22 protein-coding genes are annotated in these 15,968 nt (G+C 38.6%); 4 read left to right on the top strand and 18 right to left on the bottom strand.

Translation table 11 applies throughout. The features are described 5' to 3' along the window. The first annotated feature begins 85 nt into the window (after positions 1 to 85). Positions 86 to 2,470, top strand: coding sequence for a putative bifunctional diguanylate cyclase/phosphodiesterase (locus tag ACWPWY_RS01940; protein WP_454190139.1), 2,385 nt, complete (start codon positions 86 to 88; stop codon positions 2,468 to 2,470). A gap of 38 nt (positions 2,471 to 2,508) precedes the next feature. Here the strand turns inward: ACWPWY_RS01940 and ACWPWY_RS01935 are convergent, their stop codons facing one another. Continuing rightward, a complete protein-coding gene (locus tag ACWPWY_RS01935) occupies positions 2,509 to 3,192 on the bottom strand; it encodes an HAD family hydrolase (protein ID WP_454190138.1) in 684 nt (227 codons plus the stop codon). An 83-nt stretch (positions 3,193 to 3,275) separates the two neighbouring features. Here ACWPWY_RS01935 and ACWPWY_RS01930 point away from each other — a divergent pair, with 83 nt between their 5' ends. Next, on the top strand, positions 3,276 to 3,497 hold the full coding sequence (locus ACWPWY_RS01930; protein WP_454190137.1) for a hypothetical protein: 222 nt from the start codon (positions 3,276 to 3,278) through the stop codon (positions 3,495 to 3,497). Positions 3,498 to 3,513: 16 nt separating this feature from the next. On the opposite strand, the gene ACWPWY_RS01925 is transcribed toward ACWPWY_RS01930, so the two are convergent. The 7 genes from ACWPWY_RS01925 to ACWPWY_RS01895 all read right to left on the bottom strand — a co-directional run bounded on the left by ACWPWY_RS01925 (position 3,514) and on the right by ACWPWY_RS01895 (position 7,518). Next, the gene (locus ACWPWY_RS01925; RefSeq protein ID WP_454190136.1) at positions 3,514 to 3,714 is read right to left on the bottom strand and encodes a DUF4177 domain-containing protein; all 201 of its coding nucleotides are present in this window, start codon (positions 3,712 to 3,714) and stop codon (positions 3,514 to 3,516) included. Between the two features lie 14 nt (positions 3,715 to 3,728). Beyond that, complete coding sequence (locus ACWPWY_RS01920) at positions 3,729 to 4,217, bottom strand: DinB family protein (RefSeq protein ID WP_454190135.1); 489 nt, start codon at positions 4,215 to 4,217, stop codon at positions 3,729 to 3,731. Positions 4,218 to 4,278: 61 nt separating this feature from the next. Further along, complete coding sequence (locus ACWPWY_RS01915) at positions 4,279 to 4,878, bottom strand: hypothetical protein (protein WP_454190134.1); 600 nt, start codon at positions 4,876 to 4,878, stop codon at positions 4,279 to 4,281. A 169-nt stretch (positions 4,879 to 5,047) separates the two neighbouring features. Next, positions 5,048 to 5,476 carry a hypothetical protein gene (locus ACWPWY_RS01910; protein ID WP_454190133.1) on the bottom strand — a complete coding sequence of 143 codons (429 nt, stop codon included), beginning with the start codon at positions 5,474 to 5,476 and terminating at the stop codon, positions 5,048 to 5,050. A 125-nt stretch (positions 5,477 to 5,601) separates the two neighbouring features. After that, the gene (locus ACWPWY_RS01905; RefSeq protein ID WP_454190132.1) at positions 5,602 to 6,255 is read right to left on the bottom strand and encodes a hypothetical protein; all 654 of its coding nucleotides are present in this window, start codon (positions 6,253 to 6,255) and stop codon (positions 5,602 to 5,604) included. A gap of 31 nt (positions 6,256 to 6,286) precedes the next feature. Beyond that, entirely contained in the window at positions 6,287 to 7,090 is an 804-nt protein-coding gene (locus ACWPWY_RS01900; protein WP_454190131.1) for an HAD family hydrolase, read from the bottom strand. Further along, positions 7,087 to 7,518, bottom strand: coding sequence for an NUDIX domain-containing protein (locus ACWPWY_RS01895; protein WP_454190130.1), 432 nt, complete (start codon positions 7,516 to 7,518; stop codon positions 7,087 to 7,089). The genes ACWPWY_RS01900 and ACWPWY_RS01895 overlap by 4 nt, the downstream gene beginning before the upstream one ends. A gap of 168 nt (positions 7,519 to 7,686) precedes the next feature. Between ACWPWY_RS01895 and ACWPWY_RS01890 the strand changes: the two genes are divergently transcribed. Next, positions 7,687 to 8,181: a DUF2798 domain-containing protein gene (locus ACWPWY_RS01890; RefSeq protein ID WP_454190129.1), complete on the top strand. Its 495-nt coding sequence runs from the start codon at positions 7,687 to 7,689 to the stop codon at positions 8,179 to 8,181. Between the two features lie 131 nt (positions 8,182 to 8,312). On the opposite strand, the gene ACWPWY_RS01885 is transcribed toward ACWPWY_RS01890, so the two are convergent. The 9 genes from ACWPWY_RS01885 to ACWPWY_RS01845 form a co-directional block, all read right to left on the bottom strand. Beyond that, the gene (locus tag ACWPWY_RS01885; RefSeq protein ID WP_454190128.1) at positions 8,313 to 9,455 is read right to left on the bottom strand and encodes a YsnF/AvaK domain-containing protein; all 1,143 of its coding nucleotides are present in this window, start codon (positions 9,453 to 9,455) and stop codon (positions 8,313 to 8,315) included. A 249-nt stretch (positions 9,456 to 9,704) separates the two neighbouring features. Further along, positions 9,705 to 10,232 (bottom strand): DinB family protein, encoded by a 528-nt coding sequence (locus ACWPWY_RS01880; RefSeq protein ID WP_454190127.1) that lies wholly within the window; start codon positions 10,230 to 10,232, stop codon positions 9,705 to 9,707. Between the two features lie 19 nt (positions 10,233 to 10,251). Beyond that, positions 10,252 to 11,034, bottom strand: coding sequence for a GNAT family N-acetyltransferase (locus tag ACWPWY_RS01875; protein ID WP_454190126.1), 783 nt, complete (start codon positions 11,032 to 11,034; stop codon positions 10,252 to 10,254). Between the two features lie 52 nt (positions 11,035 to 11,086). Then, a complete protein-coding gene (locus ACWPWY_RS01870) occupies positions 11,087 to 11,545 on the bottom strand; it encodes a hypothetical protein (RefSeq protein WP_454190125.1) in 459 nt (152 codons plus the stop codon). A gap of 124 nt (positions 11,546 to 11,669) precedes the next feature. Continuing rightward, on the bottom strand, positions 11,670 to 12,290 hold the full coding sequence (locus ACWPWY_RS01865) for an NUDIX hydrolase (RefSeq protein WP_454190124.1): 621 nt from the start codon (positions 12,288 to 12,290) through the stop codon (positions 11,670 to 11,672). Continuing rightward, a complete protein-coding gene (locus ACWPWY_RS01860; RefSeq protein ID WP_454190123.1) occupies positions 12,290 to 13,057 on the bottom strand; it encodes an aminoglycoside adenylyltransferase domain-containing protein in 768 nt (255 codons plus the stop codon). The genes ACWPWY_RS01865 and ACWPWY_RS01860 overlap by 1 nt, the downstream gene beginning before the upstream one ends. 268 nt (positions 13,058 to 13,325) lie before the next feature. Continuing rightward, on the bottom strand, positions 13,326 to 13,727 hold the full coding sequence (locus ACWPWY_RS01855) for an NUDIX hydrolase (protein WP_454190122.1): 402 nt from the start codon (positions 13,725 to 13,727) through the stop codon (positions 13,326 to 13,328). A 19-nt stretch (positions 13,728 to 13,746) separates the two neighbouring features. Continuing rightward, positions 13,747 to 13,917: a hypothetical protein gene (locus ACWPWY_RS01850; protein WP_454190121.1), complete on the bottom strand. Its 171-nt coding sequence runs from the start codon at positions 13,915 to 13,917 to the stop codon at positions 13,747 to 13,749. A 33-nt stretch (positions 13,918 to 13,950) separates the two neighbouring features. After that, a complete protein-coding gene (locus tag ACWPWY_RS01845; protein WP_454190120.1) occupies positions 13,951 to 14,970 on the bottom strand; it encodes a GNAT family N-acetyltransferase in 1,020 nt (339 codons plus the stop codon). 107 nt (positions 14,971 to 15,077) lie between these two features. Between ACWPWY_RS01845 and ACWPWY_RS01840 the strand changes: the two genes are divergently transcribed. After that, a complete protein-coding gene (locus tag ACWPWY_RS01840; RefSeq protein WP_454190119.1) occupies positions 15,078 to 15,221 on the top strand; it encodes a hypothetical protein in 144 nt (47 codons plus the stop codon). Positions 15,222 to 15,298: 77 nt separating this feature from the next. On the opposite strand, the gene ACWPWY_RS01835 is transcribed toward ACWPWY_RS01840, so the two are convergent. Continuing rightward, the gene (locus tag ACWPWY_RS01835; RefSeq protein ID WP_454190118.1) at positions 15,299 to 15,859 is read right to left on the bottom strand and encodes an HAD-IA family hydrolase; all 561 of its coding nucleotides are present in this window, start codon (positions 15,857 to 15,859) and stop codon (positions 15,299 to 15,301) included. Between the last annotated feature and the right edge of the window lie 109 nt (positions 15,860 to 15,968).

Raw genomic sequence — 15,968 nt, 5'->3', positions numbered from 1 at the left:
TATCTATTAACCTGTTATATACTGTAAAATAGAATCTTGCCGCTTGAATAAGAGTTAATGAAGTCTAGTAGATGGAGCGATGGTAATGTACAACATGATCCTACAAATTTTATTCTTATTTATTCCATTTTTAATTTTATTCGCCATGGGAATTGAAGTTTATTTCAAAAATCCTCCTAGTACATTAAATCGCTTAAGTATGTTATTACTGTTTTCACTCAGTTTATTTTTTCTAGGAGGGTTCTGGGCAAAAACGTTGCCCATGGAATCTGGTTTATACGTAACGATGTATGTAAAATACATCAGTGCTTTTGTAACAATGACACTCGGCCTTTATCTCTACAGCATGGTTAGTAAAATACGAATAAAACCGTTATTCCGACATTTACTTTGTTTAGTCCCGTCGATGGGCATCTTTCCAGTCTTAATGAATCCCCCTGAAGCCTTTGTGTCCAGTACACAAAGTATATTTTGGCGTTCTGAACATCTGGATATCTACCTGGTGATCATGATCATGGGAATTGCAGGGTATAATTTTTTGATGTTGTTTCTCTTTTTATGGATTGGTAATCGGCAGCGAAGGGATAAGAAATGGTCGCAAAAAGAACATCTTCGTATGCATAAAATCAAACGAGGGCTCGTCCTCTGTCTATTATGGGCTGCCTTTTGGGCAGTGTTTTCCTTATTTAAAGATTCATTTGGCTCTGAGACTCTTTTTAGAGTACTCCCTTATGAAATCATGCCCGCCTATTGTATTTTGATTTGGGCTTATTATATTCGTTCTGCCATGATTCACTATGACTTTCTTGCTTCCCCTAATCGTCGGTTCGAAGTTCTGTTTTCTTTATCAAGACAAGGGATTGCACTAGTAAACGATTTAGGATTCGCTGTAGAAATAAATGACTCTTTTCGGAAATCGGTTGGAATTTCGAATACAATTCCCGAAGAAGGAATTGATCTAATCTCCCTAATTCCTGAAGAAGAGCAGCACATGATAAAAGAATTATATAAGAAGAGCTTTGACACGATGACGCCGATTCATATCGAACAGAAAATCATTAATTTCGAAAACGAAATAAAGATCGTGGAAATTGACACCGCCTATTTGGATATTGATGATCAGATTTTTTGCTATTTGGTTACACGTGATATCACTACAACGAAGAGTGCTGAGGCAAAGCTGCAAAAACTAGCTTATGAGGATAATTTGACGGGTCTTGGTAATCGGCTTCATTTCATGGAAAATTTAGAACAGTCACTCCAAAACGCTGATGATCAAAAAACTGTTGTTATTATGGTAGATCTCGATCAATTTAAATGGATCAATGATACGCTTGGACACTCGGCTGGAGATTTTTTACTTCAGCATGTCGCAGCTCAAATCCGCAAAATTATGCCCTCCTCTGCCGTCGTATCCCGGCTGGGTGGAGATGAATTCGCCATAACCGCGCCTGTGAGCCATAGTGATGAGGCCATTCGTTACGCTAATAAACTTTTATCGTCTCTACAGCAGCCCGTTCATATCTTTGGAAAGCCATACACCGTTACGGCATCAATCGGAATCAGTATAGCGCCTGATGACGGTACAACCATCGAAGCCTTGTATAGCAGTTCAGACACTGCTATGTACGCTGCAAAACAAGCAGGACGTAACCAGTATTATTCATATACTCCTAATTTAAAAGCCATGGCCGAACGAAACTTAACCATCGTGAATGGTCTCAGCACGGCTCTTGCGAAAAATGAATTCACATTATATTATCAGCCGCAGATCGATACACGTACAAATCGTATCGTTGGGTTAGAGGCTTTAATTCGATGGAATTCACCAGAACTGGGATTCGTTTCACCCGCTCAATTTATACCGATCGCCGAGGATACAGGAATGATAAAATCCATTGGTGATTGGGTTCTCAATGCTGCCTTTAAACAAACGAAGCAGTTAGTGGATGAGGGGTACGCTGAAATCTTGGTTTCTGTTAATTTATCTGCGCATCAACTCAGAGAACCTTTGTTTGCAGAACGAATTGCGGAGCTACTCCAGCAACATGAGCTTTCTCCGCGGAATGTAGGTCTTGAAATCACCGAAAGAACGGCAATATTTGATTCGAAAAAATCACTGGAAATCTGCCGTGCTCTGGTAGAGCTGGGTGTATCACTGTCTATCGATGATTTCGGCACTGGATTCTCTTCACTAAGTATGTTAAATCGGTTTCCATTCAAATATATCAAAATTGACCGTTCCCTCATTCAAGACATTGCAATGAACGTTAATGAAGTAAAAGTTGTACAGACCATTATTGAATTAGCAGATCGACTAGGTATGAAAGTTATCGCAGAGGGTGTAGAAACGGAGCAACAATTTTCCTTGCTGTGTAAACTGGGATGTCATGAAATTCAAGGCTATCTTAGAGGGCGCCCTATGCCAACAGAACAACTCAAAGTTTTTTTAGCAGATTATAAGCCTTAAAAAGAAGGGATCCCGTTCATCGGGTATCCCTTTTGTTTTTATTCTAAAGCTTCCAAATGAACTTCACTTAAATTTTGAATATATATGTAATCTGGTCTAACGTGATCCGGCAGCTTTCTACCAAGTCTATTGATCCAGATTGCTTTTATTCCAAGGCGCTGAGCTCCCTCGATGTCACTCGTAAGTGAATCCCCTATATGAATAACTTCATCTGCTGTACATCCACTTCTGCGCAGACCCTCTTCAAATAATTCTGTTCTTGGTTTATAAGATCTCACATCTTCACTTGTAATTACGTCTGTTACGGAGAGCCCATGAAAGCTCAAGGCAGCGATAATATCGTTTCGATCAATATTGGATAGAATGTAAACCGGGTTTCCTATAATCGATTTCAAAAAAGGCAGAGTATCCTCGTATAATCGGGGCTGAATCCAGTGATTAAACTGAGTCTGAATGATATCTTCGGCTATACAAGTTGAATTGAAATTACGGGCTGTATCCGTTAAAGATCGAATACCAATCTCCCTTTGAGTGATAAACGAGTCGCCATAACTTTCTCTCGACAGGTCAAAGAATGCGGTGGACCAATACTTCCCAATGTGACTTACTTCTATATCATCTGAGCTAAAGCGTTTCACTTCATCATAAATAAGAGGAAGAATATCATCGTCTTCATGTACTAAGGTGCCATAGAAATCGAGAAATATCGCTTTGAATTTCATCTGCTAGCCCCCTGCTTGGAGAATTATTGTCGCACAATCGAGAGAATTAAACTATAATGGGTTAAAAAAGTGGAGGTAAAGTGATGAATCTTGAGGATTACGCACTAGTGATCGTTGTTGCTGAGATATTTTTTCTACTAGCTGCTTGTATTTGTTTTCCTTTTTGGCTGTATGCGAAGAAAGAAAAGACCGTAAAACTATTTCGAAATTTAATGCTCATATTTGCTGTTCTTCTCATTATCGGTGCTCCTTTTTACTACCAGGTCTACGATCAGATAATATCAAAAGAGACCATCTCCGATTAAGAGAAACGATTGTTAATTAGAGTGATTTTCTTCTCTTAAAAACGACGATCACATCTTTCGATCCGCCTTGCGAAATACTTGTATCAAAGCAGGATACGAGTTCCCAGCCGTCCAGTCCGTGTTCATTTAATAGCTGTCCGAACTCTTCCGTATCTACCTTCCCTCCCATGAATCCACCCGTCTTATATTTTATCGTTTTGTATTCCCATTGTTCCATGTAGATTTCCCCTCTCATTTTGGATGAACTGTAATTAGATTTTTACCTATCACGTTAGGAGAAATTGGATTCTTCTCAATCCCTTTTTCTCTTGCCCAAACAGATAGTTGTCCCATATGGTGAATCTGATGTGCAATAATATGGCGCACTACTTCGCCCCATGTGTCTTCCACATTGCTATCAGATTTTTGGTCGTAGAACAGTCTTGTCTCCATGGAATCGTTCCACGCAGCTACGAACACTTCCACTTCAGGTTTGTATCGCTGATCGAGCTCCCTTATCTTCTGAAGTGTAGCGTATTCATTAAAATTCTCCTGATCATCCGGTTTACCTTGAAGTATTCGAATCCAGCTCCACTCTACATCTATGATATGAAAAAGCGTCTGTAAAATGCTTCCGACTCCTCCCGTTCGGGGACGTAACAATTCTTCTTCCGGCAGATCTTCACACCACTCGTACCATTGTTCTCTTACGATCCAGTTATATCGAAAAAAAGTTTCCATCCCCTACCCCTTTCAGATTTTGCTATTATTCATGCTTTAAAATCCTGGGTATTCATGATCTTTACCAGTTCGTATACCGCGGCTGGGCAGAGAACAATTTGTCAGCAACCATATTCCCTTCCTTATCAAAACCTCTTATGGTCCACCCTTCATGTGTGTACTCATCCATGACGAACAGTGCGTAACCACCCTTCACTTCTTCGACAAGATACTGATCTGGATGGGCCTCGATGTCCTTCATACTGAACTCATAGGGTTCATTATAGTATGTGATTCTCTTGTGATTTCCAAGTGATACTGAGGCAATATTAGAGTCGCGATTGACTTTAACGCCGACAACATAGCTGTCATCTTCTTTTACATCATTTTCAAATCCTACCGCCTCAAAAGGCATGTCTCGATCTGGGGATTCTTTTACTGCATGACCACCAAATTCATAAAATAACCCTAATTTTTCTCTGAGTTTAACGGCTCCGAACGTATTATTCATGGTATCTTCATAGATCGCAGCCTTACCATAAACCGTATCCTCAGAAATCATAATCTTGTGATTTCCAGGAATCGCACCTGAAGCAGTTAGGTGCCAGTTCTGTGTGTAGCTACTCAAAACTTGTAATCCAAGTAGAACACCAATAATAACAGCAAGTTTTTTCTTGTTCATATTCCTTATGTACGCCCCCAGATGTCATGTCTCGTTACTATAGTAAAACACGATTATACTATATCTTGTAATAATATATCTCTTGATTCTTTTCCACCATGGAGCCTTCTCATAAAAAAAGAACATGAATCAGATATCGGTTCCATGTTCTTTACGTTTCTAGATCGGATCACACACTGACTGAATCCTGTTCAAGTTTTACAATTTTATAATAATCTTCGACGCTATCTTCTGCCCCATTCATTATTCTTCTGTACACTCTAGAAGGAGGATATAGCTCTGCTTCCCCTATTTGTAACGCAATCGTATCATCCGCCAGTTCGCTAGCTTTCCATTCTCCACCAAGGTATCTGACTATAATTTCTCCCAGGTAGCTACCCCACATCTTTGCCATGTAGGCGATCTGTTCTTCCGAAGGTCCTTTATTAAAAATCTTTCTCCATCCCTTGGGAAGCTCATCATGGAATTTCTGGAGGATCAAATCAAGAGCCTTCAAGCTCGTTTCACTATAGTCTAGTTTTACGTCCATCTGATCCGCAAATTCCACGGCATCTTCAGCATAAGCTTTCATCATATCTGCTATTCTTAGCTGCGTCATCAAGTTCAGTCCCTCATCGTTGTATCAGAAACATGTTTTCTGTATATCTATCCTAAACTTTACAGCCCTAGTTGATCAAGCAATTATTCCCATTGTATAACGCAGGCAAGTGATGACGTGATGGTTCAGCCCTTTACCGTCCGTTTTTCTAACGCTTCCCAAGCTGTGAGAAGTTCTTTCGCCTCATCCGCCGTTTTCTTAATAAAGTCATGAACCTTGTCTTCTGTAAAATAAACCAGCTCAATTCCCGGTTCATTCATCGGATCCTTCAACCAATCGAGCTTCATATCACGGTATTTTTCTACTTCATTCGCACTCATAAAAGGGGCCATCTCAAATCCATTAGCTGTCTCAAGTTTGGTTATGATGACATCCACCCAGGAACTGTTCCGCAGAAGATCGTACTCCAGCTGGCTTACTTCTTCATTGTAAATCCTCCGAATCTCCACCGGATCTTTCCGAACTTTGCGCTCAAAATCATCATAAAGTGTTGCCGTCCATCGTTCATCCGTAAAGATATGTATGATATACCCTGCTACATAGGTTTTCCACAATGGATCCTCACTGAGACCGATATACTCCAGGTATTTACTAGTAAGTAGCGTTGTATCAGCAAAACAATCATCTACAACAAAATGAGACCGCATTTTCTCTTCCCGTGTTGCCCCTTCCCTTGCATGAATTGCATCCGGTGCAATACTTCCGAGTAAGAAAGCCGGTGATACCTGCCCATCATATATTTCATTCGCTACAGCAAAATGGACCATTGGCCATGGCATATCTTTAATTCCCCTTTCAAATGAGAATCCGTTACACCAAAGGTGCGTTCTTTACTATATATTGTTCAAGTACTATTGCTACCCCGTCCAAATCGTTGTTAGCTGTCGTTTCATCTGCGATTTGTTTCAGTTCAGGGATTGCATTTCCCATCGCAACCGAATAACCTGCTTCTTTAAACAAACCTAAATCGTTCATATCATCCCCAAAAACGATGACCATGTCCATTGGAATCTCGTAATTCTGACAGAGTTCGCGCACTGCTCTCTCCTTCGATGTATCTAGCGGCATAATCTGAACCAATTCATTCTGGTCAGTGACTAGCATATGTACTTTATCTCCAAAACGAGTAAGAAGTTCTTGTTTAAGTTCAGCAGAAGAACCCGTTATCAAAATCTTCGTTGCTTTATTTTTCTTGAATTCTTCTAACGGCAGAACAAGCGGATTGGTCGTTACCTTCATAATGCTCATCGCATCATATTCCTTGTAACTAAACCACTGATCACTGACCTCCATCGTCACTTGAGCGTGCGGCTCCACAAGTAAACAAAATTCAATAATCTCCATTGTGAGCAGTGCAGAAATACGATGAGAAAATAAATAGTTAGTTCTTCTGCATAACACTTCCGCACCGTTATAATAAATAAATGCTCCAATATCCTGTAGCTCCTGCGGTAAAAAAGAAGTGACCGTCCTTGGAGGTCTTGCCGTAGCAAAAATGATTTTCATCCCTTGCTCATGACAGTCAAGAACCGCTTGCTTGTTTCGATCCGATATTTTTTTATCTGTGTTTAATAATGTTCCATCCAAATCTAGAACTACAGCTTTATATTTCATAAAATCTCCCCCCTTATTCCTTCTACAAACGGTGTGACTTCCAGTTCAATAAATTCATCCCTACAGATCCACCTTGCTCCAAGAGAATCATGACCATCTCCACTTGTCTTCAAGATGAAATTTTCATTATTTATACTCACTTTGTAAATGATCCCGATGTGATGCATTTCCTCTAGCTGATCTTTTCTAAACGGATGAATAAGAGTATATGACGGAGCACTATGAATAACCGCCTCTAACTCTTCAATTCCTGTCTCTTCTTGGAACTCTCTCTTTAGCGTAAACAGAGGCTCTTCACCAAACTCAATCGATCCACCGGGAAGATCCCATTTCCCCTTATGCGGACCTCTCGATTTTTGGACGAGCAAGATTCGATCATCTTTCACGAGTATGCCATATACGCCGAGATGGGTATATTGATCCATCATTCACACCTTCTTCTCCATGATTAAAAACGAGTTTAATTTACACCGATCAACCGAGTTAATAAAAAAATTATAAATTCCGTGTTAAAATTCACAAAATGTTCACTTACTAAGAAATTTTTATGTCACTATACTAAAGCTTATCTGCAAAACGAAAGGAAGAAAAAGAAATTGCCTAGTAACAAAAAAGAAGGAATTATTTTTGGATTAATGATGTGTTTTGGAATGGTATGTGTCATGTTCTTTTACAACATGTATTTGAATGGTTTGTTAACCACATTACCTATTTCTGGTATTTTATCACAATTTGCTTTAACATTCGTCATTGCTTTTTTAGTAGAATCTTTTATTGTTGGACCTATTGCTCGAAAAGCCGCATTTTCATTGCCTTATGATAAATCCAAGACGCTATATGTCATTCTCGCTACATCTACTTGTATGGTTATAGGTATGGTGCTCTGCATGTCGGTCTACGGACTTATTACATCTATGATTATGAATGGCATCGAAGGTTCGATCCTCGTAAACTATGGACGGACGATTCTAAAAAATGTGATTGTCGCCTACCCTGCTCAATTACTGGTGATTGGACCTTTGGTAAGGTTTCTATTTGTTAAATTCGTTAAAAATGAGGCTGCAGTCAACTTAAGTACATCGAATAACTGAATAACTAATTGTGATTGTAGTTCCTATTTATGAATATAAGTTGTAATGACTCTTTCTACAGTAAAAAACCCGATGAGTACAAGACTCATCGGGTTTGTTTATTTCTTTATTTTCCGTTCATTGTACCAAGATTAGCGTCTTGGACGGTTGATTGTATTGTCACTTACCGTTCCACGGTTAAGTGCTTCACGCCCATTATTTGTATCCAAATCTCCATTCACTGCTGGTTCACCTTCACGGGAAATACGAGCTTCTTCGCGTTTCACCGTATCTTTTACTTGTTCTGTATCTTGAACGGTTTCTTTGTGAACTTCCACTTCTCCTGTTACTACATTACGTTTATTTACTTCTACTTGTTCTTCACTTACTGGAATACGAATGCTCTCATCTTTTCCAATAGGTTCGTTTGTCGTATTATCAGTAACTGCTTTGCGTTCTATTACGACTTCTTCATGATTTACAGGAACATTAATGGTTTTCTGCTCTTCAACAACTTCTTTATGAACTTCTACTTCGCCAACTTTAGACTTGTTTTTAGACACGTCCAGTTGTTCTTCACGAAGACGCATTGTCTTTTCATCTTCACCTGAGTCAAAACGGCCAGTGCCCACATTCTCAGCTGTAACTTTTCGATCTAGATCGGCACTTCTACGATCAAGATTAGCACCTGTCGTATCCGGAGTAGCTGTTACCGAGGAATTACGTACTCCTTGTTTTTTATTAAAGAGGTGCGCATTTGTAGCGTTATTATTACGGAAGATATCGTGTACATTTGTTTTATTACCCGCGTTTTCTTCCACCAGCACCAAGATTTGACCCTCTTTAACATTAGACTCATATTCCTTCGCGTCTTCTTCTGGAATACCGAGACCAATCAAACCGCCCACGAGTCCGCCGGCACCTGCACCAACAGCAGTACCTGTAAGTGTTACTGCGATTGGACCTGCTACCATAATTGGACCAAATACAGGAATAGCCATGATTCCAAGTCCTGCTAATAGACCAGCGATTCCGCCGACCAATCCGCCTGCTGTTGCACCTGTTGCTACACCTTCAGGAGCTTTCGTTCCTGTCTCTTCACTAATTGCTTTCATATCTTTTTTATCTTTTGCAATTACTGAAATATCTTCTGTACGGAAACCTTCCGATTTCAACTGCTCAATAGCGCGGCTTGCTTCTTCTTCTGTTCTAAATGAACCTACGATTCTTTCATTTGCGTCTACCTTGTCCGTTTTCTTTACATTTTCCAAATTGTTTGTATTTTTGTTTAACATGATAAATTCCTCCTTGAGATTCTCACTTTTTGTTTTTCATATTTTTTTAATTTTTGATATCTTAGTGATGCTTGCTTGTTCTAGATTTAAACCCCTTAAAATAATTTAAAACATTTTACTTGACATTAATTAAATTAAGTTATGTATGATTTATTGATTCTTACTCTTTTCTGTTCCCCAGTAAAGACAAATAAAAAAGTTGATTCCGCTGAGAAAAACCCCGCAAAATCAACTTTTATTCGTACCTATTTACTTATCCATTCTTTTTCTTATCATTCTAATCTGGCCTCTATGATTGATCTCATCTTCGAATACATGAAACCACATAAAATAATAATTGGCTTGTTGCTGAGCCCAAAATTCTTCTTCTGTATAGAGCCATTCATCCGTTACTGTTTTAAATAATTCATACGTTCGTTGCCTCACTGATTGTAGCTTTTCGATATAATAGCTTAGTTCATTTCCCTTAATTTTATTTCGGCCTTCTTCTCCAAGGCGGAGTGCTGCGCCCCAGATCGCTGTTTCTTCCTCATTCAATCCTCTTTTCTCAAACGTACCCACCTGGTAAGCATATTCCACCGCTGCAAAATGTAATAACAAGGCACCAATCGAATTACTCTTGGAATCCATTAAAAAATCTAACTCTTGAACGGTTAAATCCTTTACCTCTTCTATAGTAGTAAATCTGACATAGTTCATCATCGATAGTAACCGGCTGATTTGAGGGGAATACCCAGAAATATCAGTAATAAGAAAGATCTGCTTCATGTCTATCATGTTAATGGCCTCCCTATATTTAGGTGATGTTATACCAGAAAATCCGATAATCGAAGGAAAGAGACATTCCCATCTTTTCAGCCAGGCGCAATGAACCCACATTCTCTGGCGTACAATCCCAATATGGTTTTACTCCCTTATGTTTGCACTCTTCCATATATGCTTCCGCTACTGCTGTTCCGACCTGTTTATTTCTATACTCAACTAGTGTTTCTATATCTACCGCATGCGTGTGGCCATCTACAAAAGCAGAAAAACATACACTTATCACATTATGATTATGTTCTGCCATATATCCAAAACCGTGCTCAAAGAATTGTTCTTTCGATTCCCAGAACATAGCGATCTTCTGTTCGAGGAATGATTTATTATTAAATCCGCTAGATTCAAATAAATCTCGATCTATTCTATGAATCATCGTATCTTGCATATGATTACTACTTTGTTTTCCGTCTTTTTCATTCATTTTGAACACATATTGATTAGCATTTAATAGGATTCGCTTTTTAAATATAGTTTGCAGTGTTTCGGCCCAACGATCATTTTCCACACTTATTTCCACACCATCCATATTCAACTTTTTGAGTCTAGGTTCAACTTCATTGTTCATGTAAGTCTCTAAATGCGTCAAGAAAGATTCACTTCTAGGATCTCCGACTATATGAAACCCGGACTGACCTTGGATCCAAATCATAGCGGCAGTAACATCCGTCCCATGATCTACATAAATCGAACCGGGATTCATCCCGTTCACCACTGCACGGACTTCCACATTTCTACACTGATCCGTGATAGGTTTCACCTTGTAAAACTCTTGTTTATCTAGTTCCGTTATCATATGAGCACCGGCCATTCTAATTAGTACTTTGTTTAAGTAATTTTGTTAATTTTTCAGAAAAGCTGTCCCAATCGCCACTATAACCGATGTTCATTCCCCAGCCTGCTTTAGGAAGATTACTTGCTAGCGCTGCTAGCTTTCTTCTATCTTCAGAACTTAGAACTGTATTAGGAACGCCTGTATAATCAGGATATTTGGATACATAGTTATAAAAGATGGACAGCTCTGCTTCTTGTTCTTTGGTTAATCTTCCTAAGCTTTGACCTATTTTCATTAAAGAATCTAATTCTTCTTTAACATCTTCCAATTTCTCCAAAACAACGTTATCATCTTGCCAATTTTGCTCCATTTGATAATTAATTGCGCTTTCTAGTTCCACTAAATCGACTTGAATTTGAAAGGTATGGCTGGAAATCGCATCGTCTATCGTATTGTTTTTCGTAATCAGCATCCTGGCTAAAATAATGTTCAACAACAAAGAAATCACCATGATGAATGTAATGTATTTCATTTTTTGAGTATTGATTCGAATTACTCCTCCCTAGATCGAGGAAATTTAGGAGATGACCCGTCACTTATATGAATATTTCTTACCTTAGTTAATCAAAAACCACTTCACTATTCGCTTGTAAACCTTTATCAAACATGATTTGGACCTGTCCGTATGTATTTCTCTCCTCGGAGAGCTGCGGTAGATCGGATCGATCAAAGAAATTCACTTCACTTGTTTCCATGCCTTCCATCGCACTGCCACCAATGATGTCGCATAATATAAATATTTTGTACACATGGTACGGAGAAGGGAGATGATGATGCTTATTTTTATCCAACACAGCAAGTAACCGCCGAGGCACTACATCAAATCCCGATTCTTCTTTTACTTCTTTCACTACAATTTCGCGTGGAGATAAACCGATATCTGCCCATCCACCAGGGAGCGCCCAAGCTCCATCCGCTTTTTCTTTAACCAGAAGAATTTTATTTTCCTGAAAAATGACACCTCTCACATCTACCTTGGGAGTGGCATACCCGGTTTCATTTGCGAATAAATCGGTAATCAGATTCGAATCCACTTTCGTATAGGTGTTTATTATTTCTATGCTTAAGCTTCTCAGCTGCTCGTATCTCTCAATATCATAAATATCTTTACCATAGGCGAGTCCATTCTGACTGATTGCCTGGATCTGCTTTGCCCATGTAAGCCATTTTACTTCTTCCACTAGACTACACTCCCTGCTTTATCAATTTCTTCTAACATATAAGAAGCAAACTCAAGCAACAACGGATCATCCTGCTGGATCACATCAGCTTTACCTTGATATGCGGCAAGGCAGTTATGTATGACCACTACATATTTCTTAGGGACAAACTGAGTGGCCCACTCCCCGCCTTCTCTTTTAGAAGATACGACCTCTTCTTTGAGAAAGAGTAACGCTCTGCATAAATTCAAGACATAATAAACCGGATTCTTAATAATCCCTTCGGTCGCTTCATCTACATCCGATTGAATCGATGCTATAAAATACGACTTATCAATCGCTGTAAAAACATCTCTAATCGATTTTCCATAGAGTACGATCCCCCGGTGATAGATAACTACGAAATGAGCTGCTAAATCCGTATCTCCATAACCACCGCATAGATAATCCGGGTCCGCTTTATATTTTTCCTTATGCGCTAAAGAATAATGAAATTCAAACGGAGTAGGATATACGAATTCTTCTGTATATTTTTCCAAAACCACACTTAACTCTATGCCTTTTGCCAGATGTAACTCTTCTTCAATCCGAATAAGTCCGGATGCAATTCTCTTATATGTATCTCTGGATTGTCCCTTCTTCACGATCACTAAGATGTCTAGATCACTATGATCCGGATGAAAACATCCCATTGCCATCGAGCCATGCAAGTATATGCCAATAAGGGATTTTTGGAATTCTTCCTGAAAAAGATGAACAACCTGATCTAAATTCATGATCCCGCTCATTTCATCCTCCTTTACTTTTATTACCATAATTATACATATTGTGCATGAGTAGCGATAGTCTTAAGTCATTTTCTCCCATAAACCGATAAAGTGGCTTCAAAATAAATAAAAAAAGAGCAGCTACATTCAGCATGTAACTGCTCTTCTATTATACTTCTGGAAAAAGACCCGGTACCGAGAGATATCGCTCTCCTGTATCTGGAGTGTTCTTCAACTTTAATTTCATGATAACAAGTTTTATAAACTGAATTACTTAAACCAAGGTATTTTATTCTGTAAACTCAATGAGAAAAGGATGCTTCGCTTTATCCAATGCGAGATGAACTCTTTCTTTGAAGTTCCCCCAGGTAATTAACTGATCCGCTTCTTCTAGTGAAAAATAGCCAACTTCATCACTCTCTATACTTGTCCTAAGTTCTCCACCCATCGGTATACCGGTAAAAATATGATTACATACACCTCTTGTTATATTCTGATAGGTACCGCAAAAAGTAGTTAGTTCAATATCAATTCCTGTTTCTTCTTTAACCTCACGAATGGCTGCTTGGCGTATGGACTCTCCTTCTTCTACACAACCCTGCGGCATCTCCCAACCTCTGCGACCTTTCATCAGTAAAATCTTATTGTCCTCATTCAATACAATCACACTTGCCGAAACGATGAACTTCATCCACTCACCCTTCCTGTTCTTAAGATTCTTTGTTAATAACTTCCTTGATCTCTCTTATCTCTTTTATAACTAAATCAAGTCTCGAATGTAATCCTTCGTCTCTTTCGATTTTTCTCTTTAACCTTACTTCCATAGTGACAACACTGGTTGTAATAATGAATAGTAATAAGATAATAAAGAACGTTCCCATCAAGCTACCTTCTTTCTGCGCTGTCTTCTAAGTTTACTTATAAAAATAAGTCATGTGCTCTTCATCATATGCCTCACCCATATACTCCAAAGCATTCTTTTCAACACCATAAGATTCAAACCCTAATTTCTTATACAGTTCTACTGCGGATCTATTTACCGTTATTACACTGAGATTGATTTGCTTCAACTCTTCTATATCTTTGCCTCGGTTCAATACTTCTACCATGAGGCTCTTGCCGATTCCTTTCCCTCGATATTCGGGTGAAACATAAACTCCCCATACCATTCCTTTATGCTTAAATTTCATTCCTTGCCCTTTTCTGAAACCGGCAATGCCTACGATTCGATCGTCTTTTGTGAATGCTCCTAAAATATACTCGCCTTGTTCATTTTTGATCTTTTTCACAACTTCATGGATTGGAGTAGCAACTGAATCTTCGTAAGAAGTTCCAAATGCCTCGGGGCTTACTTTTAATGATTCAAGTCTTATTTTCCAAAACGCTTCTGCTTGTTCTTCTTTTATGTTCTTGATGTGAATCTCTGGTTTGATCCGTTTTTTAGTTAAATAAAGGGTAAGATCATCATCGATTGTGGCAACATCTCCATATTCAATATATCGCTGACCATTATGTATTCCTCTGCCGTCAGGGGTATAACCCCGTTTTGCATATAAGATTTGAGCGTTTCCGTAATCCGAAAATAACCCCACCCCAATTCCGGCAGAATCAGAACGTTCTTCAATAATTTCTTCTGCTTTATCCATCAACTTAGAGCCAATGCCTAATCGGCGATATTTAATTAACACATTGAGATCATTAATTTCAGGAATCCCTTTTTCTCGAAAAGAAGGATAATACGAATCCCATAACACATTGACATATCCAGCAAAATCGCCATCTACTTCAGCAACAATCGATACACGTTCACCCTTTTTTTGTTCATCCAGATACCTTGTATATAAATCGGCTGGCTTCTCCCAACCTTGCTGTTTAAAAGCATTCGAAATGATTTCAGGATCTCTTTCGTTAAGCTCTCGTAAAAGGATATTCATTATCTCATTCTCCTTAAAATTCTTTCTTGGTGAGATTGCATCCATGTTTACAATTAACTCAGTAGTTTAAATATATATAAAATTAAAAACTAAGGGGTGTCGTTACTATGGCTAAATCTAGTACGAATAAGGTATCTTCTAAAAAAATGTCTAAGAAAGCATCAGCCGTTTTGCAAAGTAACTCCGCTACTAAAACTTCAAAATCATTAGCAGGTTCTGTACTAGCACAATCAGGATCTGACAGTAAATAATTTTCTATCCTCCAATATAGTTTGGAGGTTTTTTATTGTGGCTAACTTTCGATTAGTCAATCGATTAGTCAGAACTATTATTCAACAGTTTCAAAAAAGTCCTCATATGCCGATAAGTATAAATCTGCTCCAGGAGTACTGTTCTGAAATAGACATGTCTTTATTCCGATAGACTTTGCCGGGACGATATCAATCTCGCGATCACCAATCACTAGATCAATCTTATATTTATGATGTAAATAAATGTACGATGCAGGATCAGGTTTTCTCGGATACCCATCATCGATAGCAACAATTTCTGTAAAGTAATCTTCAAAGTCATAATATTCCAAAATATGTACTACATCTTTACGAGGTTTATGCGTCATGATGACATTCAGATCGGCAAATTTCACAATGTCCTCAACGAACGGAAAGGGAGGCGCATCTGCTGGGTGTATTGCTTTCTCCATAGCAAATAGTCTTTTTACCTGTTCTTCTGATAAACCGTAATACTGAACAGCATGAGTAAATGAAATTTTCAGGTGATTATGTATATCTTTTTTAGAAACCGCATGGTCAAGAATCTCATAAAGAATTTCAGTATAAGCAGGGTATGTATTAAACAAGGTGCCATCAAAATCCCATAGGATATTCACCCGTATGAACTCCTTTCTTTACTGTAATAGAATCTTTGATATCCAGCTAACATATTGCTAATGCGATAACCTCTATACTTCTTGACCTATATGTAAAAATCCTCTATCT

It is taken from the genome of Paenibacillus sp. Marseille-Q7038 (assembly GCF_965111595.1).
Note: the sequence above shows the minus strand (reverse complement) of the source record. Positions and strands in the feature narration are given on the sequence as shown.

Excerpts from the sequence above, each read along its gene's own strand:
- ACWPWY_RS01940 (WP_454190139.1), top strand. The coding sequence starts at position 86 with ATGTACAACATGATCCTACAAATTTTATTCTTATTTATTCCATTTTTA.
- ACWPWY_RS01935 (WP_454190138.1), bottom strand. The coding sequence starts at position 3,192 with ATGAAATTCAAAGCGATATTTCTCGATTTCTATGGCACCTTAGTACAT.
- ACWPWY_RS01930 (WP_454190137.1), top strand. The coding sequence starts at position 3,276 with ATGAATCTTGAGGATTACGCACTAGTGATCGTTGTTGCTGAGATATTT.
- ACWPWY_RS01925 (WP_454190136.1), bottom strand. The coding sequence starts at position 3,714 with ATGGAACAATGGGAATACAAAACGATAAAATATAAGACGGGTGGATTC.
- ACWPWY_RS01920 (WP_454190135.1), bottom strand. The coding sequence starts at position 4,217 with ATGGAAACTTTTTTTCGATATAACTGGATCGTAAGAGAACAATGGTAC.
- ACWPWY_RS01915 (WP_454190134.1), bottom strand. The coding sequence starts at position 4,878 with ATGAACAAGAAAAAACTTGCTGTTATTATTGGTGTTCTACTTGGATTA.
- ACWPWY_RS01910 (WP_454190133.1), bottom strand. The coding sequence starts at position 5,476 with ATGACGCAGCTAAGAATAGCAGATATGATGAAAGCTTATGCTGAAGAT.
- ACWPWY_RS01905 (WP_454190132.1), bottom strand. The coding sequence starts at position 6,255 with ATGCCATGGCCAATGGTCCATTTTGCTGTAGCGAATGAAATATATGAT.
- ACWPWY_RS01900 (WP_454190131.1), bottom strand. The coding sequence starts at position 7,090 with ATGAAATATAAAGCTGTAGTTCTAGATTTGGATGGAACATTATTAAAC.
- ACWPWY_RS01895 (WP_454190130.1), bottom strand. The coding sequence starts at position 7,518 with ATGATGGATCAATATACCCATCTCGGCGTATATGGCATACTCGTGAAA.
- ACWPWY_RS01885 (WP_454190128.1), bottom strand. The coding sequence starts at position 9,455 with ATGTTAAACAAAAATACAAACAATTTGGAAAATGTAAAGAAAACGGAC.
- ACWPWY_RS01880 (WP_454190127.1), bottom strand. The coding sequence starts at position 10,232 with ATGATAGACATGAAGCAGATCTTTCTTATTACTGATATTTCTGGGTAT.
- ACWPWY_RS01860 (WP_454190123.1), bottom strand. The coding sequence starts at position 13,057 with ATGAGCGGGATCATGAATTTAGATCAGGTTGTTCATCTTTTTCAGGAA.
- ACWPWY_RS01855 (WP_454190122.1), bottom strand. The coding sequence starts at position 13,727 with ATGAAGTTCATCGTTTCGGCAAGTGTGATTGTATTGAATGAGGACAAT.
- ACWPWY_RS01850 (WP_454190121.1), bottom strand. The coding sequence starts at position 13,917 with ATGGGAACGTTCTTTATTATCTTATTACTATTCATTATTACAACCAGT.
- ACWPWY_RS01845 (WP_454190120.1), bottom strand. The coding sequence starts at position 14,970 with ATGAATATCCTTTTACGAGAGCTTAACGAAAGAGATCCTGAAATCATT.
- ACWPWY_RS01840 (WP_454190119.1), top strand. The coding sequence starts at position 15,078 with ATGGCTAAATCTAGTACGAATAAGGTATCTTCTAAAAAAATGTCTAAG.